Annotated in this window: 14 protein-coding genes; 6 read left to right on the forward strand and 8 right to left on the reverse strand. The window is 44.3% G+C overall.

Annotated features, from left to right (window positions below; all coding sequences use genetic code 11):
- The first annotated feature begins 329 nt into the window (after positions 1–329).
- The 4 genes from BK026_RS17995 (at position 330) to lysC (ending at position 6,457) form a co-directional block, all read left to right on the forward strand.
- Positions 330–3,140: a bifunctional aconitate hydratase 2/2-methylisocitrate dehydratase gene (locus BK026_RS17995; RefSeq protein ID WP_071817117.1), complete on the forward strand. Its 2,811-nt coding sequence runs from the start codon at positions 330–332 to the stop codon at positions 3,138–3,140.
- Between the two features lie 547 nt (positions 3,141–3,687).
- Complete coding sequence (locus BK026_RS18005) at positions 3,688–4,455, forward strand: peptidylprolyl isomerase (RefSeq protein WP_071817122.1); 768 nt, start codon at positions 3,688–3,690, stop codon at positions 4,453–4,455.
- 143 nt (positions 4,456–4,598) lie between these two features.
- A complete protein-coding gene (locus tag BK026_RS18010; protein ID WP_071817124.1) occupies positions 4,599–5,048 on the forward strand; it encodes a DUF192 domain-containing protein in 450 nt (149 codons plus the stop codon).
- Between the two features lie 59 nt (positions 5,049–5,107).
- Positions 5,108–6,457: a lysine-sensitive aspartokinase 3 gene (gene lysC, locus BK026_RS18015; protein ID WP_071817126.1), complete on the forward strand. Its 1,350-nt coding sequence runs from the start codon at positions 5,108–5,110 to the stop codon at positions 6,455–6,457.
- Between the two features lie 67 nt (positions 6,458–6,524).
- On the opposite strand, the gene BK026_RS18020 is transcribed toward lysC, so the two are convergent.
- The 8 genes from BK026_RS18020 to BK026_RS18055 form a co-directional block, all read right to left on the reverse strand.
- The gene (locus BK026_RS18020) at positions 6,525–7,169 is read right to left on the reverse strand and encodes a heme-binding protein (RefSeq protein WP_256253898.1); all 645 of its coding nucleotides are present in this window, start codon (positions 7,167–7,169) and stop codon (positions 6,525–6,527) included.
- Between the two features lie 207 nt (positions 7,170–7,376).
- Entirely contained in the window at positions 7,377–9,401 is a 2,025-nt protein-coding gene (locus tag BK026_RS18025) for a methyl-accepting chemotaxis protein (protein WP_071817128.1), read from the reverse strand.
- A gap of 287 nt (positions 9,402–9,688) precedes the next feature.
- A complete protein-coding gene (locus BK026_RS18030) occupies positions 9,689–10,516 on the reverse strand; it encodes a symmetrical bis(5'-nucleosyl)-tetraphosphatase (protein WP_071817766.1) in 828 nt (275 codons plus the stop codon).
- A gap of 6 nt (positions 10,517–10,522) precedes the next feature.
- The gene (apaG, locus tag BK026_RS18035) at positions 10,523–10,897 is read right to left on the reverse strand and encodes a Co2+/Mg2+ efflux protein ApaG (protein WP_071817130.1); all 375 of its coding nucleotides are present in this window, start codon (positions 10,895–10,897) and stop codon (positions 10,523–10,525) included.
- Positions 10,898–10,903: 6 nt separating this feature from the next.
- Positions 10,904–11,731: a 16S rRNA (adenine(1518)-N(6)/adenine(1519)-N(6))-dimethyltransferase RsmA gene (rsmA, locus tag BK026_RS18040; RefSeq protein WP_071817132.1), complete on the reverse strand. Its 828-nt coding sequence runs from the start codon at positions 11,729–11,731 to the stop codon at positions 10,904–10,906.
- Positions 11,728–12,714, reverse strand: a complete 987-nt coding sequence (pdxA, locus tag BK026_RS18045; protein WP_071817134.1) for a 4-hydroxythreonine-4-phosphate dehydrogenase PdxA — start codon at positions 12,712–12,714, stop codon at positions 11,728–11,730. The genes rsmA and pdxA overlap by 4 nt, the downstream gene beginning before the upstream one ends.
- A 14-nt stretch (positions 12,715–12,728) precedes the next feature.
- Positions 12,729–14,012, reverse strand: a complete 1,284-nt coding sequence (surA, locus tag BK026_RS18050) for a peptidylprolyl isomerase SurA (protein WP_071817136.1) — start codon at positions 14,010–14,012, stop codon at positions 12,729–12,731.
- A 61-nt stretch (positions 14,013–14,073) separates the two neighbouring features.
- Positions 14,074–16,326: an LPS-assembly protein LptD gene (locus BK026_RS18055; RefSeq protein WP_071817139.1), complete on the reverse strand. Its 2,253-nt coding sequence runs from the start codon at positions 16,324–16,326 to the stop codon at positions 14,074–14,076.
- A 268-nt stretch (positions 16,327–16,594) separates the two neighbouring features.
- On the opposite strand from BK026_RS18055, the gene djlA reads away from it, so the two are divergent.
- Both djlA and xerD read left to right on the forward strand, forming a co-directional pair.
- Positions 16,595–17,455, forward strand: a complete 861-nt coding sequence (gene djlA, locus BK026_RS18060) for a co-chaperone DjlA (protein ID WP_083575121.1) — start codon at positions 16,595–16,597, stop codon at positions 17,453–17,455.
- Complete coding sequence (xerD, locus tag BK026_RS18065; protein ID WP_071817141.1) at positions 17,455–18,381, forward strand: site-specific tyrosine recombinase XerD; 927 nt, start codon at positions 17,455–17,457, stop codon at positions 18,379–18,381. The genes djlA and xerD overlap by 1 nt, the downstream gene beginning before the upstream one ends.
- Positions 18,382–18,629: the final 248 nt, after the last annotated feature.

The following is an 18,629-nucleotide window of genomic DNA, read 5'->3' on the forward strand; positions in this document are numbered from 1 at the left end:
CTGAAAATGTTTGTCATAAATGCAACACTATTATTTATTAAAGTGAGTAAGCTTCTGATAGCGGTTTACGCTTTAAGTATCCGCCATATTTTTTGTATTACACTGATTAATAATAATAATTTTTTTATAACTGGTGTGTGTGCGAGCGCAATAAGACGTTAGCATCACACACAATAAAGTTAAATAAATGGAATAGGTGTCTATACTGATTTTTGACCAAGCATTACGTAAAGCGTCAAAATCAGTTAAAATATAGTCCATTTTCATATGCGTATAGCTAAGACCGACTTAACACTACGCCCAAGTAAAACTAAGACCGAGAGAACTATATGAGTTTGTATTCAGAATATCTGGCAGAGATCGAGACCCGTAAAACGGAATTAGGTCTTAACCCCAAGCCAATTGACAGTGCAGACCTGCTGTCTGAAATTATTGCTCAAATTAAAGATACAACAAACGAGCACCGCGAAGACTCTCTAAAATTCTTTATCTACAACACGCTTCCAGGTACTACACCTGCGGCAGGTGTGAAAGCACAATTCTTAAAAGAAATTGTACTTGGCGAAGAAAAAGTAGAAGAAATTACTCCTGAATTTGCGCTTGAGCTACTTTCACACATGAAAGGTGGCCCGTCTGTAGAAGTGCTTATCGATTTAGCGCTTTCAGACGATGACGCCGTTGCTAATCCAGCTGCTGAAGTATTAAAAACGCAAGTTTATCTATACGAAGCCGATACTGAGCGTTTAGAAACAGCATTTAAAGCGGGTAACGCGATTGCTAAAGACGTACTAGAAAGCTACGCAAAAGCTGAATTCTTTACCAAGCTTCCTGATGTTCCAGAGAAAATTGAAGTAGTAACTTACATTGCTGCTGAAGGTGATATTTCAACTGACCTTCTTTCTCCAGGTAACCAAGCGCACTCTCGTGCAGACCGTGAACTTCACGGCCAGTGCATGATTTCTCCTGAAGCGCAGCAAGAAATTGTTGAGCTAGGTAAAAAGCACCCTAACGCAAAAGTTATGCTTATTGCTGAAAAAGGCACTATGGGTGTAGGTTCATCACGTATGTCTGGTGTGAACAACGTTGCACTGTGGGCCGGTGAGCCAACAAGTCCTTACATCCCATTTGTTAACAAAGCGCCAATTGTTGCTGGTACAAACGGTATTGCTCCAATCTTCCTTACTACGGTTGACGTAACCGGTGGTATTGGTCTTGACCTTAAAAACTGGGTTAAGAAAACTGACGAAAACGGCGAAATTGTTCGCGATGCAAACGGCGACCCAGTACTAGAAGAGGCATACTCTGTAGCAACAGGTACGGTATTAACTATCGATACCAAAGCGAAGAAGCTTTACAACGGTTCAGAAGAACTGGCTGACGTATCTGCTTCGTTTACTCCTCAAAAAATGGAGTTCATGAAAGCGGGTGGCTCTTACGCTGTGGTATTCGGTAAGCAGCTTCAGTCTTTCGCAGCGCGTACATTAGGTGTTAAAGCGCCAGCCGTTTACGCACCTTCAAAAGAAGTTTCACACGAAGGTCAAGGCCTTACAGCTGTAGAAAAAATCTTTAATCGTAATGCGGTGGGCGTAAGCTCAGATGCGCCGCTTCACGCGGGTTCTGACGTTCGCGTTAAAGTTAACATTGTAGGTTCTCAGGACACCACTGGCCCAATGACCTGCCAAGAACTAGAGTCTATGGCGGCATCAACTATTTCACCTACTGTTGACGGTGCATACCAGTCTGGTTGTCACACGGCATCAGTATGGGATAAGAAAGCACAGGCTAACATTCCTAAGCTAATGTCATTCATGAACAACTTTGGCGTAATCACAGCACGTGATCCTAAAGGTGTTTATCACTCAATGACTGACGTTATTCACAAAGTGCTTAACGACATCACGGTAGACGACCGTGCAATCATCATTGGTGGTGACTCGCATACACGTATGTCTAAAGGTGTAGCATTCGGTGCCGACTCAGGTACGGTTGCGCTAGCACTTGCCACAGGTGAAGCGGCTATGCCAATTCCAGAGTCTGTGAAAGTGACCTTTAAAGGTAAAATGAAAGAGCACATGGACTTCCGTGATGTGGTTCACGCTACTCAAGCACAAATGCTTAAGCAGTTCTCTGGCGAGAACGTGTTCCAAGGCCGTGTTATCGAAGTACAAATCGGTACTCTACTGGCTGACCAAGCGTTTACGTTTACCGACTGGTCTGCTGAAATGAAAGCGAAAGCGTCAATCTGTATCTCTAACGACGAGACTATGATTGCGTCACTTGAGCTTGCTAAGAGCCGTATCCAAATTATGATCGACAAGGGCATGGACAACGAAGCTAAGATGCTTCAAGGTCTACTTGACCTTGCTGACAAGCGTATTGCTGAAATCAAGTCTGGTGAAGAGCCAGCGCTTGCGCCAGATGACAACGCTAAGTACTACGCAGAAGTGGTTATCGACCTAGATCAAATCGATGAGCCAATGATTGCTGACCCTGACGTAAACAACGAAGACGTGTCTAAGCGTTACACGCACGATGTTATCCGTCCGGTTTCTTATTACGATGGTAAGCCAGTTGACCTAGGTTTCGTTGGTTCTTGTATGGTGCACAAAGGCGATATGCAAATTATTGCGCAAATGCTACGTAACCTAGAGAAGCTTAACGGCTCTGTAGAGTTCAAAGCACCGCTAGTAGTTGCGCCACCTACATACAACATTGTTGACGAGCTTAAAGCAGAAGGCGACTGGGAAATCCTTCAGAAGTACGCTGGTTTTGAATTCGACGACGCTAAGCCTAAAGAAGCAGCGCGTACTAAGTACGACAACATTCTTTACCTAGAGCGTCCTGGATGTAACCTATGTATGGGTAACCAAGAAAAAGCTGAGCCGGGCGATACGGTAATTGCTACGTCTACTCGCTTGTTCCAAGGCCGTGTAGTAGCCGACTCTGCTGAGAAGAAAGGTGAATCTCTACTAGGCTCTACGCCGCTAGTAGTACTTTCAACTGTTCTTGGACGCTTCCCAACAACTGAAGAGTACAAGCAAGCGGTTGCAGGCATCGACCTGACTAAGTTTGCTCCGCCTTCAGAAGACTTAGCGGTTAAGCCTAAATTTGAAGCTGATGTAGCGGTTAAGCGCGTATAAGCAGCAGATAAAAAAGTAAAATCATAAAGCCCCGATTTCTATTGGGGCTTTTTTTTTACATCAAATTAGGGCAATCTTTGCGCATTGGTAATATCAAGGACAGAAATGCGTATATTTTATAGTGCCGTTATGGTGAGTGCTTTCGCATGTTGTTTTCAGGGATGCAGTTCTACTCAGTCACATCAGACAGCGAAGTGCATTGAACAAGTAAGTGAAAGAGACGTTTACAGCAAGAGTAACGCTGAACAAACGTTGCAGTTGTGCTTGGATAATGAGAAAAAGAGGCGTGAAAAGGAGCACTCAACGGGAGAAAAAGTCGCTGATGTGTTAATCCCCCTCATAATAGATATATTTACAGAGTCATAGCACTTTGAGACGCGCACATACCATGACAAAAGCGTAGCAAACAGGAAACGACGGTTTTGTCACTTTGTTAAATCAAAAGTTTCCCTTTGATTTAAAAACTATTTAACACACTGAGTAGCAAACTATTGGATGGTTTAGTATAAATATCTTTCTTATCAACTCTCTATTAAAGCGGCCCCATATGATTTCAAGTTTAAAAAAATTGGCAACAGCAGCTTCAATAACTGCACTCTTCTCATTTTCTGCGCATGCAACTATTGTTGAATTCGTTACTTCACAAGGTACTGTTCGCGTAAACCTTCACGATACCACTACGCCTAAAACCGTTGAAAATTTTCTTGAGTATGTCAATGACGGTGCCTATACCGATACTATTATTCATCGCCTAGAGCCAAACTTTGTTGTTCAGGGGGGCGGCTTCAAATATGACAATGGATTTAATCATATTGCCGTGGAGTCTCGTTCACCGGTAGAAAATGAGCCAGAACTGTCGAATGTTGCAGGGACAATAGCAATGGCTAAAGTGGGCGGCGATCCAAACAGTGCAACCAATCAATGGTTTTTCAATTTAGAAAATAACAGTGGAAACCTTGATGTGCAAAACGGTGGATTTACCGTATTTGGCCAAGTGTTTGCTGAAGATATGGAAATATTAGAAGACATGCAGGATCTGCTGCGTTGTGGAAACAACTTCGGCAGTACGCCAATGGTTAATTTTACCAGCGAACAGTGCACCAGTGGTGCCGTGCCTGGTTATGAGAACTTCGTTACTGTTTATGCTGTTAATGTTGTTGATAGCAACGAAGTGACAGATAGCGATCTTAACAAAGTACGCAACACGCTAATTGGGCAGCAACCCGGTAACGGAGGTGGCAGCGGCGGCGGTGGTTCGGCGTTCTGGCTGTTGTTATTAGGTGCAGCCGGCCTTGTTAGAAAGCGCATTAAATAGGCACATTGTTACGCAATTAAATTTTGAGCAAAGGCTACGTGAGCATTGTCTCAATATTGAATGTTACTTAAAATAGTGTATAAACTACGAAGCCGGTGTCCACTGTGGTTGCCGGCTTTTTTTATGGCGAAAAGGACAGTCTAATGGGAAAAACGCTCTTTATTATTGCTGCATTTATACTCACTGTAGCGTGTGCAAAAGCACAGGTCGACTCTACGTCGCCCGACACTCCCGTTACATTTGACGCCGTAACACTGAAAATTGGTGACCAGCAGCTTGACGTTGAGTACGCCAAGACCTTTGAACAACGGGCTCGAGGTTTAATGTTTCGCAAAACACTGTGCGAGAACTGCGGCATGTTTTTCAAGTTTTCTAGTCCCCGCCTCGCGGGCATGTGGATGAAAAATACCTTTGTTCCCCTAGATGTAGCATTTATCGACAGAAACGGCGTAATCACGGATATAAAACCTCTCACTCCACACAGTTTGGAGTCAGTCGGATCATCGAAAGAGGTACTTTACGCGTTGGAAATGAACCAAGGGTGGTTTGCCGAGAATAATATAACAGTAGGCGACCAAATAACGATTGATTAATTACGTGGAATGCGTGGTTATAACTAGCATGAGCTAGTTTTATTCTGGAGTTAAATATAGTGACAAATGCCTTATCGATAGCGAAGTTCGGTGGAACTAGCGTTGCGAATTACGAAGTAATGCAAAACTGTGCCCGAATTGTTGCCGGTAATGAAAAAACGCGCATCGTGGTAGTAAGTGCAGCAGCGGGTGTAACCAATCACTTGGTAAGCCTTGCGCACACACCTATGACGCAACAACAAATTGAAGACACCTGTCAGGCTATTATCAATATTGAACAAGCGATATTGAGCAAGTTAAAAGATAAAGACGCAGTTGCGCCGAAGCTTAACGACTTGTTAGAAGAAATGCGCAGCTTGGCATTTCACGAAGAAATTCTTCACCGAGATGACTTGAAAGATCAGCTGCTCTCGATGGGTGAGAGAATGTCATCGCTGATGTTCTCTTCAGTGCTTGGTGAGCTTGGCGTAAATACAATGAACTTTGATGTGCGCAAAGTGCTGCGTACTGACAGTGAATTTGGTGAAGGTGCCCCCCAAATTGACGAAATTGAGAAGCTGGCTAAACAGCTGCTCGCACCAGAAATTCAAAATGCGATTGTTGTAACTCAAGGCTTCGTTGGTGCCGATGAGCAGGGACGTACGACTACCCTTGGACGTGGTGGCTCTGACTTTACTGCGGCCCTACTTGCAGAGGCGCTTGACGCCGAGGCTTGTGAAATTTGGACGGATGTAACAGGGGTGTATACAACCGATCCGCGTATTACTTCTGCCGCGCATCCTCTGCCAGAGCTCAGTTTTGAAGAGGCGGCCGAAATGGCGACCTTTGGCGCAAAGGTACTTCACCCTGCTACCATGGAGCCTGCGCTACGCAAAGACATTAAAGTGTTTGTGGGCTCAAGCAAAGAGCCTGAAAAAGGCGGCACTTGGATTGTTCGAGATTGTGAGCACGAGCCGCCGTACCGCGCTATAACGCGCCGTAAAGAACAAGTAATGGTAACAGTTAAAACGCCTAAAATGATGTATGCCCAAGGTTTCTTACAGCAGGTGTTTGCTATTATTGCTAAACATAAGCTGAGTGTTGACTTGGTAACAACGTCGGAGATTTCGGTATCGTTTACCTTAGATAACCCCGCTAATTCAGTGGCTCAGCGTTTGAACAAAGAAACCATTGCTGAACTTGAAACGATTTGTGATGTTAAAGTTGAAAAAGGGTACGACCTGGTAACCGTTGTAGGTAATAACATGCAAACCGCCGTTGGCGTATCAAGCAAGATTTTAGCAGCAGTATCTGATTTCAACTTACGCATGATTTGTTTTGGTGCTAACCCGCATAATTTATCGTTCTTGGTTAATGAGACCGATAGTGATGATGTGGTTCGAAAGCTACACGTTGCGCTTTTTGAATGATCAAATGCTGCAAAGTATAAAACCTTAAAAATGGCCGCAAATTCGCGGCCATTTTCTATGGTGTGTTTTATGGCTGGCCCTGTTGGTATTTTGTCACCGGAATTATAATTTCATGGCGTTTGTTCCATGGAAGCGTAAACGGTGAGTCGTAGCCTAAATAGCTCGGCTTTCCAACAATATCGAAACCATTTTGGGCAAGCAGCGCCATTAATTCATCCATTTTCTCTTGTTGTTGCTCTTGGTCATTAAACCCACTATACGTGATAGCCGCAAGAGTGCGTTGTGGTATTTCTACCAACACCACGTCTGGGTGAGTTGGCTTTGGCGCTGTTTTTATCGTGAATTGGCTAGGTAGAAAAAACATCATGTCATAACGAGTAGAGCGCTCTACCGGTGACGTCATTGCAATTTTTTCTCCACGCTCTGTCTTTTCATCAGTCATTACTGGAGATGTCATAGCTATCTCATTGTTAGCTGTGTTGTCGCCTGATATATAACGAAAAAGAAGCTGAAAGGCACCAGTAGAGCTATTACCGTTTGTCGCAACGGCAAGTGCAGGTGGGTAATCCCTTACTTCTGCGTCTTCAGAAAAGCGCATTGTCACAGAATAGGGAAGGGTTTCCGTGTCTTTATAGTAGGTTTTTTCTTGGGCCATGGCAGGTGTCATAAAGTAAAGCGTGATAATTAAAAGCAGAGTAGTGCGTATAGGCATAGTGTTTATTGCTCTTTTTAATTTTTTATATGTACGTTATGAAAAGCCGTTTCGGTCAAAATGAAAGCACCATTGTGCGCAAACATCGATGCTAACGAGAGCGTGTGCGAACTTAAGAGAAGGCATTGAAAACAAAAAAAAGCACTGAACGGGTGTCAGTGCCTTTTATGTCGTTGAGTTGGTTTTCAGTGGGCTATGCAATAAAGGCTATACCTTGAACTGTCTGATAGATTGCTGTAGCTCATCAGCTAGACGCGCTACCTCGTGGCTAGACTCAGAAGTTTGCTGAGCGCCAGCGGTTGTTTCTTCCGCTATGCTAACTATTGTTTCTAGCTTTTCACTAATTTCTTGCGATACCGTATTCTGCTCGCGCGCCGACTGCTCTATTTGTGAGCTTACATCATGTGCACGATGAACGGCATCGGTAATGACATCTAGCGCTTGCGTAGCTTTTTCGGTTTGCGCAACGCAGGCGGCTGTTTGCTCTTTGCCCTGGTTCATTACGGTTACTGCTTTCTCTGCCCCAGCTTGTAGCATTTCAATCATGGCGTTAATTTCTTGCGTAGATTGCTGTGTTCTGCTTGCTAAGGTACGGACCTCATCAGCAACTACTGCAAACCCTCGGCCTTGTTCACCGGCTCTGGCGGCCTCGATGGCTGCATTAAGTGCAAGCAGGTTAGTTTGATCGGCAACGCCTCGAATTACATCCAAGATCCCACCAATACTTGCGCTGTCTTGGTGAAGCTTATTTATTACGTCTGCGGCATCCTGCACGTCCTTGGAAAGGATCTCTATCGTGTTTTTATTTTCAATCGATATTTGACGTACGTTTTCAGCTTCTGCGTCAGCGTGACGAATTTGGCTCAATGTATCTTCGGCACTCTGCACCACAATTTGAGACGTTGAATGCATTTCAGTGGTTGCAGTAGCAACTTGACCAATTTGAGACTTTTGATCTTGTATCGAGTGCGTAGTTTGCGCGGTTACTGCTGATGTTTGCTCTGACGCTGCCGCGAGTTGTTCAGCGCGAACATTAATGGCTGTAATAAGCGCTTTAAGATTCTCAATAAGCGTGTTGCAGTTTCGCGCTAATAGGCCAAACTCATCTTGTGCAGAGTCATCTAAGCGGTGTGTGAGGTCGCCTGATGACGCGACGGTAAGTAACTCATTAACACGGTATAACGGACGCGTGATAGCGCGAACTGTTATTAGACCAATCAACGCGGCCATTGTAATAGACAACAACACAACAACAATAACGATAGTGTTACCGCTGGTAATTGTGGCGTTAACTTGTTTCTCTACATCGCTTGCTTTTTTGTCTGCCAAATTAAGTAAGTTCTCAAGTGCTACAACGCCTTGAGTGATATTTTCATCAGATGCATTAAGGGCTTTCTCTGCGTCGTTTCGACGAGATAGGCGATCTACATGGAGTTGAATAACGCCATTATTCGCTTTGATCGCATTTACGGCTTCATTAACGAGATCGTTTATGTCGTCAAGCGTGCCAGAGTCGTCTTTTCCTCCGGCCGTTTGTACCATGTCGCTGAGCTGCGTGGTAACTTTGTCGACGACTAAGTCGACTTCATTGCCTATGGTTTGCGCGCGAACAAGGGTTTCGGTTTTTATATATTCGTAGGAAACGGTCAGGAGTGATAAAAGTGATGATTCCAGTTGACCACCAATATCGGCGGCACGTCTCAGGCTTGCATCATTTTGAACGGCATCGAGATCAGAAAAATCGAGCAAATAAGTTGATGCATCGTCGGCATTATCTTCAGCATCTCCGAGTTTGTCATTGATGCTGTTGCGAATATCAAGGTACTGTTGGTGGTTGCTATACATAGCTTCTACATTATCAATGTAGGCTTCATACGCATTTCGTACGGTATTTAAGGTGCGATTTAATTCGGGCTCATCACTTACTGCCTGCGCCAACTTTGTATATTCGTTTTCAAAGTTGTCCTTAGCACGAGTAAAAGCTTGACGCTTATCACGAAGTCCACTGACATTTTCCTCAATATAGCTCTCAAAGGTGAGGCGTCCCATGTTGAGAAAGCTGGCTTTTAGCGCGTTGCTTCCTGCAACAGTCGGCAATGCAACTTTGTTGACTTCTTCGGTTGCCGAGCCGATAGAGTTCAGATTTATAAGTGAAACTGCACTTATGATTACGAGAAGGGCACTGATTGCAATGAACCCCCCAATTATGCGTTTTGCTACCGTAATTTTCATCGGAACTCCTAGATGAACGTTTTTATAGTTTTATCGTACGATGTTACCCGTCAGCAAAAGAAAATACACGCGTTAAAAAACGTCAGCAACGCATGTCTTCTTTCAAGTTGATGAATAGGGTTTTTCCTTTCCTAAAATATTGTATCGGCAACAACGATTTAATGTTTATCTAATTTGCTATAAATTTTGACATTATCAGCTGGTAATACCAGTTGTCATACTCAATGTTGAACTAGCGCGCTGCAACGATAGTGCTTGTTTAGTTTTTATGTGGGAAGTAAGAAAGGTTAGGCGTTTACCGAAATGCGCGTTGAGGACTCAAGGTGAAAGAGTGTCATACTTTGCCCCCATACATACCCTGTGTCCAGTCCGATGAATTGACTATCACCTGTTTGACCTGATAATGCAGCCCAATGTCCGAATATTACCCTCTGCGATTTTTTTAAGTGTGGGTTTTGACATTTAAACCAAGGGAGCAGCTCATCAGCAGAGTTAAGTTCTACCGCACTCGGATGAGACTTGTTTTCAAAGTCTAACTGGCCATTTTTGCCAATGAATCGCATTCTTGTGCACGCGTTGACAATAAAGCGCAACCGCGCTTCTTCTTTTAACGTACCAGACCAGACATGCGGCTTGTTTCCATACATGCTCGATAGAAATTTGGCGTAATCTCTACCGCGCAGCACGGAACTGACTTCTTGGCTCAGTTCAACACTCTGCGCGATGGACCACTGTGGATAAAGCCCCGCGTGAACGAGAAGGGTATCGTCGTCGAGTGTTTGACAAAGAGGAAATTGGCGTAACCAATCTATCAACGTATGACAATCAGGAGCGGCGAGTAGAGAAGAAAGTTTATCTGATTTCTTGGCGTTACGTATTCCATTTACTACGGCAAGAAGATGAAGATCGTGGTTGCCTAACACACTACTAAAACTGCTTCCTAAGGACTTTAAAAAACGCAGCGTAGCTAACGAGTCTTCGCCTCGCGCGACTAAATCACCCACGGCGTAAAGTCTGTCGTTAGCCTGGTCAAAATTTACCTTGTCCAACACTCGGCACAGGCCGCTGTAACAGCCTTGAATATCGCCGATTATGTAGGTGTTCTTCTTTTGCATATTCACTCAGTGCAAAATATTTGGTTTTGCTAATCGAAACGCGTGAATAGGAACACGAATTCGTTCGCCGCTCTCAAGCTCCATTTCGTAATAGCCTTCCATACTACCGACAGGCGTATCTAAAACCGCGCCACTGGTATACTCAAATTGTTCACCAGCTTTCAATATTGGTTGCTTACCTACAACACCGGCACCAGATACCTCTGATGTTTTGCCATTCGCATCAGTGATCCTCCAATACCGGTTCATCAGCTGCACGGTTTGTTCGCTGTTATTAACTATTTCAATGTGATAAGCAAAAGCAAACTGCTTAGAATCTGAAGGAAGATGGTCAGGAAGGTGACGGGTTTTCACTCGTACCTTAATATCAAGTTCATCCATAGTGCCTTACTGCTCTTGTTGACTTTCTTTGGCAGTCACTGCATTTGCCAACGTAGCAAAATCGTTCAACGACAACACTTCTGCGCGACACGTTGGGTCGATGCCCAAAGCGGTGATCTCTGACTCTGTTAACGCATCTTTGAGAGAGTTACGAATGGTTTTACGTCGCTGATTGAAAGCCTGTGCACAAACGCGCTCTAACGTGTTCACTGATTCAACGTCAACAGGAGGAGCTTGGTGTGGTACCAATCTAACCACAGCAGAGTCTACCTTAGGAGCGGGTTTGAATGCGCCAGGAGGCACATTTAATACAGGGATCACGTGGCAATAATACTGAGCCATAACAGATAATCGACCGTAGTTTTTCGAACCAGGCCCAGCGGCAAGGCGATTAACCACTTCCTTTTGAAGCATGAAATGCATGTCTTCAATACTCGAAGCATGGTCGAACAAATGGAACATGAGTGGCGTTGAAATATTGTATGGCAGGTTACCAAATACCCGAAGTTTCTGCTCTGGGAACGGCATATCTTTGCGCAAAGCACCAAAATCCATTGTCATTGCGTCTTGCTCTATTACGGTGAGCTTGCCACCGTTAAAAGGGTGGTGACGTAATCGTTTAGCAAGGTCACGGTCTAGTTCTATAACCGTGAGTGCGTCTACATCCTCACAAACGGGATCGGTTAATGCACCAAGCCCAGGACCTATTTCCACTAAATTCTGTTGGTTTTGCGGCGATATAGCTGCAACGATTTTTCCAATCACATACTCGTCATGCAAGAAGTTTTGTCCAAATCGTTTTCTGGCCGTGTGGCCTAAGTGTGTTTTACTCATTGTTGATGATGTGCAAGCTCAATGGCTTTTTCCAATGCTTTTCTGAAACTACCTGCATCTGCTTCACCTGTCCCTGCTAAGTCTAATGCAGTACCGTGGTCCACCGAGGTACGAATAAAAGGTAAGCCTAACGTAATATTCACTGATGCCCCAAAACCTTTATATTTTAACACAGGTAAGCCTTGATCGTGGTACATCGCAAGAACAACATCGGCTTTTTCAAGGTATTTTGGTTGAAATATTGTATCGGCAGGCAATGGACCCGTAATATTCAATCCTTCCTGCCTAAGTTCTTCAAGGGCAGGTATGATAGTTTGAATTTCTTCCGTGCCAATATGCCCATCTTCGCCGGCATGTGGATTCAAACCGCACACGTAGATACTCGGCGATTTTATTCCAAATTTTAACTTTAAATCGGTATTGATAATGTGGATGACTTTATGCAGTCGCTCTCGCGTTATGGCTTTGGCGACATACTCTAGTGGGATGTGTGTCGTAGCTAACGCCACGTTTAGCCCTTCGGTTGCAAGTAGCATGACCACATCGATGGTATTTGACTGATACGCAAAAAATTCAGTGTGTCCGCTAAAAGATACGCCTGCTTTATTAATGATGCCTTTGTGAACTGGTCCTGTTACTACCGCGTCAAAGTCACCGTTAATATTAGCTTGGCATGCTTCGCGTAGGGTTTCTACTACATACAGACCATTTTCGCTGTCTAGGGTGCCTGGACTCACGCTTGCAGCTTTGTCTATCTGACAGATAAACAGTGAACCCGCTGGCTGAATGTGCGAGGTTTCCGCGTCGTAATCAATAAGCTTGAGAGGCAAGTTAAGCATTGCCGCTCTCGTTTCAAGCATTTCTCTGTCGGCAAAAACAACCAGTTGCGCATGCCATGATTCCTGGGCCAGTTTTATAATTAAATCTGGCCCAATACCCGCCGGCTCACCCGGCGTAATTGCTATTTTAATAGGTGTATTCATGTAAGCGTAAAAGGTTATGAATCGAGAACTTCAATATAAGCTGCGTCACGCATTTCTCGCAGCCAATTTTCAGTCTCTTCGGAAAACTTTCTGTTAAAGATCAGCTGTGATGCTTTTTCTTCTTTGCGTTTTTCTGTTGCGTCATCAATACGGCGATCTAATAACTGAATAAGGTGCCATCCGTGAACAGAGCGTACAGGTTCGCTATACTCGCCAGGCTGTAATTTTGCCAATGCTTCTTTAAACGCCGGTACATAGTTGCTTGGATCTGTCCAACCAAGTTCGCCACCTTTTAGTGCAGAGCCAGGGTCTTCAGAATGGGCCTTTGCAAGCTCAGCAAAGTCAGCATCGCCATTAATGACGTCTTGTTTAAAGTCTTCTAACATTTTTTTCGCTTTATCATCGCTAAGAATAATTGAAGGCTTAACAAGGATATGTCTCGAGTTCACTTCTTCTACTTTTACCTTTTCGATACCGCGGGTGTCGAGAACTTTCAATATGTGGAATCCAGCACCACTTCTAATTGGACCTACCAGGGTATCTTGGTCCTTATTCTGTACAGCCTCGGCAAATAAGGTTGGCATGGCATTGATATTTAGCCACCCCATGTCTCCGCCTTCTAGGGCTTCGTTACCCGAAGATGAGGCGATCGCTATTTTCGCAAAGTCAGACCCAGACTCTAGTAGCGCGATAACTTTGTCAGCGCGCTCGCGCGCTGCGGTAATATCTTCATCTGTAGGCTCAGGTGGGAAACCAATCAGAATATGGCCTAGGCGATATTCAGCTTGTTCGGCGCCTTGTTGCTCCATTAATTCGATAAGCGTATCTATTTCTTGCTGTGTGATGTAAATGCGGCGACGTACGTTAGCGCGACGCACTTCACTCATGATGATCTCTTCGCGCACTTGTTCGCGATAATCGTCATACGCTACGCCATCAGCAGCAAGCTGCGCACGAAGCTGCTCCATAGTGGCGTTTTGATTAGCCGCGATATTGCCAATTGTTTGTTCGAGTTGCGGGTCGCTGATGCGGATACCCATACGCTCTGCCATCTGAAGCTGTAAGCTTTTTGTAATGAGTCGTTCAATGGCCTGAGTACGCAGGGCACGATCAGAAGGCAATTGTTGATTATTAGCTTCTGCATTGCGTCTTACTTCTTGTACAAGCGCATCAATTTCGCTTTCAAGCACGACGCCTTGATCGACAATTACCGCAACGCGGTCAAGCATTACTTGTTGCGCAAAACTGCTAAAGGAAAGCAGGGCTCCCAATGTCAATGCACGGATAATGAACTTCATACACACTCTTTTATTTTTGGTTAAATGCACTTACTTGCGCTATTGCGCACGTTACTGCGGGTTAATTTAAACTGTAAGGCTGTCGATAGCCAAACATTCCGTCTTGCAGCATATTTCTTCTAGCGCCAGACGAACCAATACCTTTAAAGATAAATTGCAGTGAAATACCAGAATCGAAGTCGTCAGTATTCTGTAATCCACCCTCATTATAGCGATTATTTAGGCTGCGCTGAGCAACTAGCCTTATAGCCCAACAACAAGATTCATATTGAATGCCTGTATAGGTCTCTACGCTTCGGTCTCGCTCAAGATCGCGGTAAGTTCTTCCAACCCAATGCCAGTTTTCAGACAATGGCCAGCTTGCCGACAAACCAATTTGATCTATCGTCTCACCACTTAAATCACGAACGTAACGATGATTTAGTTGAACAAACCGGGAGTCGTCTTTTCGATATTCCACACCCACGCTGCTTAAGTCGACTTTGTCGGTTTCAGTTGTAACTTGAACGTCGGTGTGTAAAAACCACCTGTCGTTCAAACGCCAGTCAACCTCGGCCGCTAACGCTGAACGATCTTGATTTTTCGTTGCTGCAATAACTTTATTATCTTCAAGATAGAATATCTGACCTACGCTAAGAACGAATTGTTCCCGATTGTTTTTATCAAGCGTGCGCGTTGTTACACCCAACGTGATTTGGTTATTGTCGCTGATTCGGTCTAAACCTGTGAACTCTTGACCTCTGAACAGGCCTTCAACGTCTGTTAACAAAGGGGTTGAATCGTAGAATCCGATTGCGGTCTGGTCTTCGTACGACGTGTAAAGATACTGCACTTTGGGTTCAAGAGTCATTGACATATCGTTACTGAAAAACGAGGTTTCTCTTTCGAAATAAAGCGCACCATACAGTCTTGCTTGACCTAGCGTTCTATCCACACTCTCGTCTAAATTAGTGCCTTCGACATTATCTTGTTGATAAACAGTTTGAAATAACGTTGTTTCAGCAACGAATTCTCCCCAGGCGGCGCGCACAGGTAATGATACCGTCGGTGCTATGTGATAGCGCGTTGCCGTGGGTGCAGTACTTGAATTGTTATCAAAATGCGCAATTTCAGACTCAAGATCAAACTCTACATAGTCACCTAAAGACGTTGTGTATCGCATCTTTAACTCTGGGAGCGCGCGATAGCTATCTGCTGTGTCGCCCAGTACTTCAAAGTCTTTTATCTGCATGTTGACAGACAAATTCTGAGAGTAATAACTTAAGCCAATACTTCTATACAAGTGGGTGTCGGCGCGGCTGTAATAATCAGAGCCCAAATCTAACAGATAGTTGTTGTCGCTTAGGCCATTAAAGTCGACATTGAGTAACCAATCCTCGGCGATGACTCCCTGATGTTCAAGCCGGTAAAAGTAACGGTCTGGGTTTCCGGAAATATCCGAATCGCTTGGCAAATATTCTACGTAGGCTTTGCCTTGACTGTTATCTGTTAAGTAACGAAATTCAGTATTTAATTGAACCCCTCGACGTGTCATTACTCTTGGCGATATTGTCATGTCGTAGTTTGGCGCGATGTTCCAGTAAAATGGCTGAGTGTAATCCACTCCCGTTCGGCTTGAACTCGTTAGCTCAGGAAACAAAAGGCCGGTTTGACGTTCATTACTAACAGGAAATGCAAAATACGGCAGATAAAAAACCGGCACGTCAGCAATATAGAAACGGGTGTGTTTGGCTTGCCCCCACACGGTACCCTTTTCAAGGCTTATTTCACTTGCACGTAGCAACCAATCTTCCTCTCCATCTGGACAGGTTGTGAAGCTCACATCTTTTAAAACGATGCCTGTATCTGTATCAAGCAGAATATCTTGAGCTGCACCTTGACCAACAAATCCCGTCAGCTGATAACGGGTGTTTTTCATTTCCAATCGTTCTTCTTCAGAGCGCAGTGAAACGGAGTCGCTTTCTACTTTTAGTTGGGCGTCTTGGTAAGTCACATCGCCCTTTGCTATGAGGTCTTTGCCATTGCCGTTAACTTGAGCTTGAGATGCACTGATAGTGGCAGAGTCTGACGTAATATCGACATTGCCAGAGAACAAGGCCACCTTATTTTCTACTATTTCCGTTCTGTTGGCTTCTACTTTGACGTGACCTTTTGGCATCAATGATTGCGAGGAAAATGCGATGGGTTCGGCAGAGCAAAGCTCAAGTGGCACTGCACTTGAAGCTGTGTTTAAAGCTGATTTCGTCGTTTCCTGTGCAAACGCGACAGTAGGCATAAGGGTCGCGGAAACAAGCATGGCGCAGGTTTTTTTCATGCGTTAATGGGTGGCCTGTTTTGTTGTTTATTGTTAGAGCTATCTACGTCAAGCGGTCAATTCTAAGCGCTTTATCCATTTTTACCAACCATTCAGACAAAAAAATGCGCTATGCGTCTATTTTATAGACGACTTGACTGTTTTAAAGCGGTTGAACCTTGATTTCAATACGTCAATGCATACTTCTTAAACCTAATGGATTTGATATAGTGATGTTAGGTTCAATCGCTAAAAGCTCGTGTTTATGCATCTACGGAGCACAATATAAATGTCAGTGTGGGGAAAAATTCTCGGCGTTCTGTTCGGTTTTATGTTTTTGAAGTTTTTTGGGGCTGTTTTGGGCCTCATCGTTGGGCACTTATTTGATAAGGCTTACAGTCAAGACTTCAATCAGCTGGGCGGGTTTGGGCGCTTTTTTACCGATCAAAATAGCCTAAAACAGCAAGCAATATTTTTTCATAGCTTGTTTAGTGCACTGGGCCATTTGGCAAAGTCTGATGGCAGTGTAACTGACCATGAAATCCAGGTAGCGACGGCATTAATGGATGAAATGCAATTATCTGGTGAAGCAAGAACTGAGGCGCAAAATGCGTTTAGAGAAGGAAAGGCGAGAGACTTTCCGTTAGAAGAGAGCCTCAAAAGCTTCTACGACGCGACTCATGGGAGACGCGATATATTGCAAGTATTTCTTGAGATACTGATTCAAGCTGCATTTGCTGATGGCAAGCTCTCGCAAGAAGAGTACCGGGTTTTGGAGAAAGTGGCCAAACCGCTAGGATTTAGACGAAGAGATCTGGAGTTCTTAATTTCTGCTTATGAAGCTGAATTGCGTTTTCGACAGCGAAATGGGCAGCGCTATCAAAATTATAGTCAGCATCAGCGCAGCCGAAACGAACAAACCTCTTATTCGGAGCAGGCAAGCGTTGACGATGCTTACCGCATTCTTGGCGTGAGTGCAAAAGACGATGAAAAAACCATAAAGCGGGCATACCGTAAACGAATGTCAGAGCATCACCCTGATAAACTGATATCTAAAGGTCTTCCTGAGCAGGCGATGGAAATTGCCAAAAAGAAATCACAGGATATTCAGGCCGCTTACGAACTTATTAAACAAAAGCGTGGTTTTTAGTGGCTAAACAAGCGCGACAACTCACCTATGTACCCGCTGCAAGCCAGTCACATATTGATGGCTTCATTGAGATGTTGTGGTTAGAAAAGGGGTTGTCGGAGCACACTCAGCAGAGTTACCGAACAGATTTGACTAAGCTAGCGCTTTTTTGCAATAACCAAGGCATTAAAGATATTAGCGTGCTAGCGACTGAACAGTTACAAGATTATTTGGCTTTTAGGTTTGAGCAGGGCCTGTCAACAAGAAGCACGCAGCGTGCGTTGAGCGCTATTCGCGCTTTCTTTGTTTATCTCATTAACCGGCAAGTTAGGGTGGATAGCCCTGTATCAGCGCTGTCTAATCCGAAAACGCCTAAAGCGTTGCCCACATCGCTTAGCGAAAAACAAGTAGAAGAACTTCTTGCAGCACCGAATTCTGAAGACCCCATCGAATGTCGAGATAAAAGCATGCTTGAAGTGCTTTATGCAACGGGCCTTCGGGTAAGTGAATTGATCAGTTTAACGATGGATCAAATCAGTCTGCAGCAAGGTGTGGTAAGGGTGGTTGGAAAAGGCAATAAAGAACGGCTTGTGCCATTAGGTGAAGAGGCCATTGAGTGGTTGCTTACCTATATTAAAACAGCTCGACCAGTGCTTTCATCAAAGCAGTCAGAGTTTGTATTTTTGAGTAGGCGTGGGCAAAAGATGACACGGCAAACATTTTGGCACCGCATTAAATACTATGCCGTAAAAGCCGGTATTGAACAGCATCTGTCACCTCACACATTGCGTCATGCTTTTGCTACGCATTTGTTAAACCACGGTGCAGACTTACGCGTTGTACAAATGCTATTAGGGCACAGCGACCTGTCTACAACGCAGATATACACTCATGTAGCCACAGAACGATTACAAACGCTTATTCATAGTCACCATCCAAGGGGATGACGGTAATATGCACAAGGCTCAAAGAATGGTGAAAGCAGTAAAGGCTGCGATAAGTCACCGTTATTTGTATTTTAAAATTAAGTCGCTGTGTTACGATAAGCCGATAATTAATGAACAAGTTAACAGCTAAGCGTAATGAAAATATCTCATTGAAAAATGAAAGGTATACCACGTGGCAGCGGTCTATTAATTTGTGCAGTAATTTCTTTTCAACAAAGAAATAAGTGAAAGTAAAACCCGCATTAGGG

Source organism: Alteromonas sp. V450, from assembly GCF_001885075.1.
Classification (GTDB): domain Bacteria; phylum Pseudomonadota; class Gammaproteobacteria; order Enterobacterales; family Alteromonadaceae; genus Alteromonas.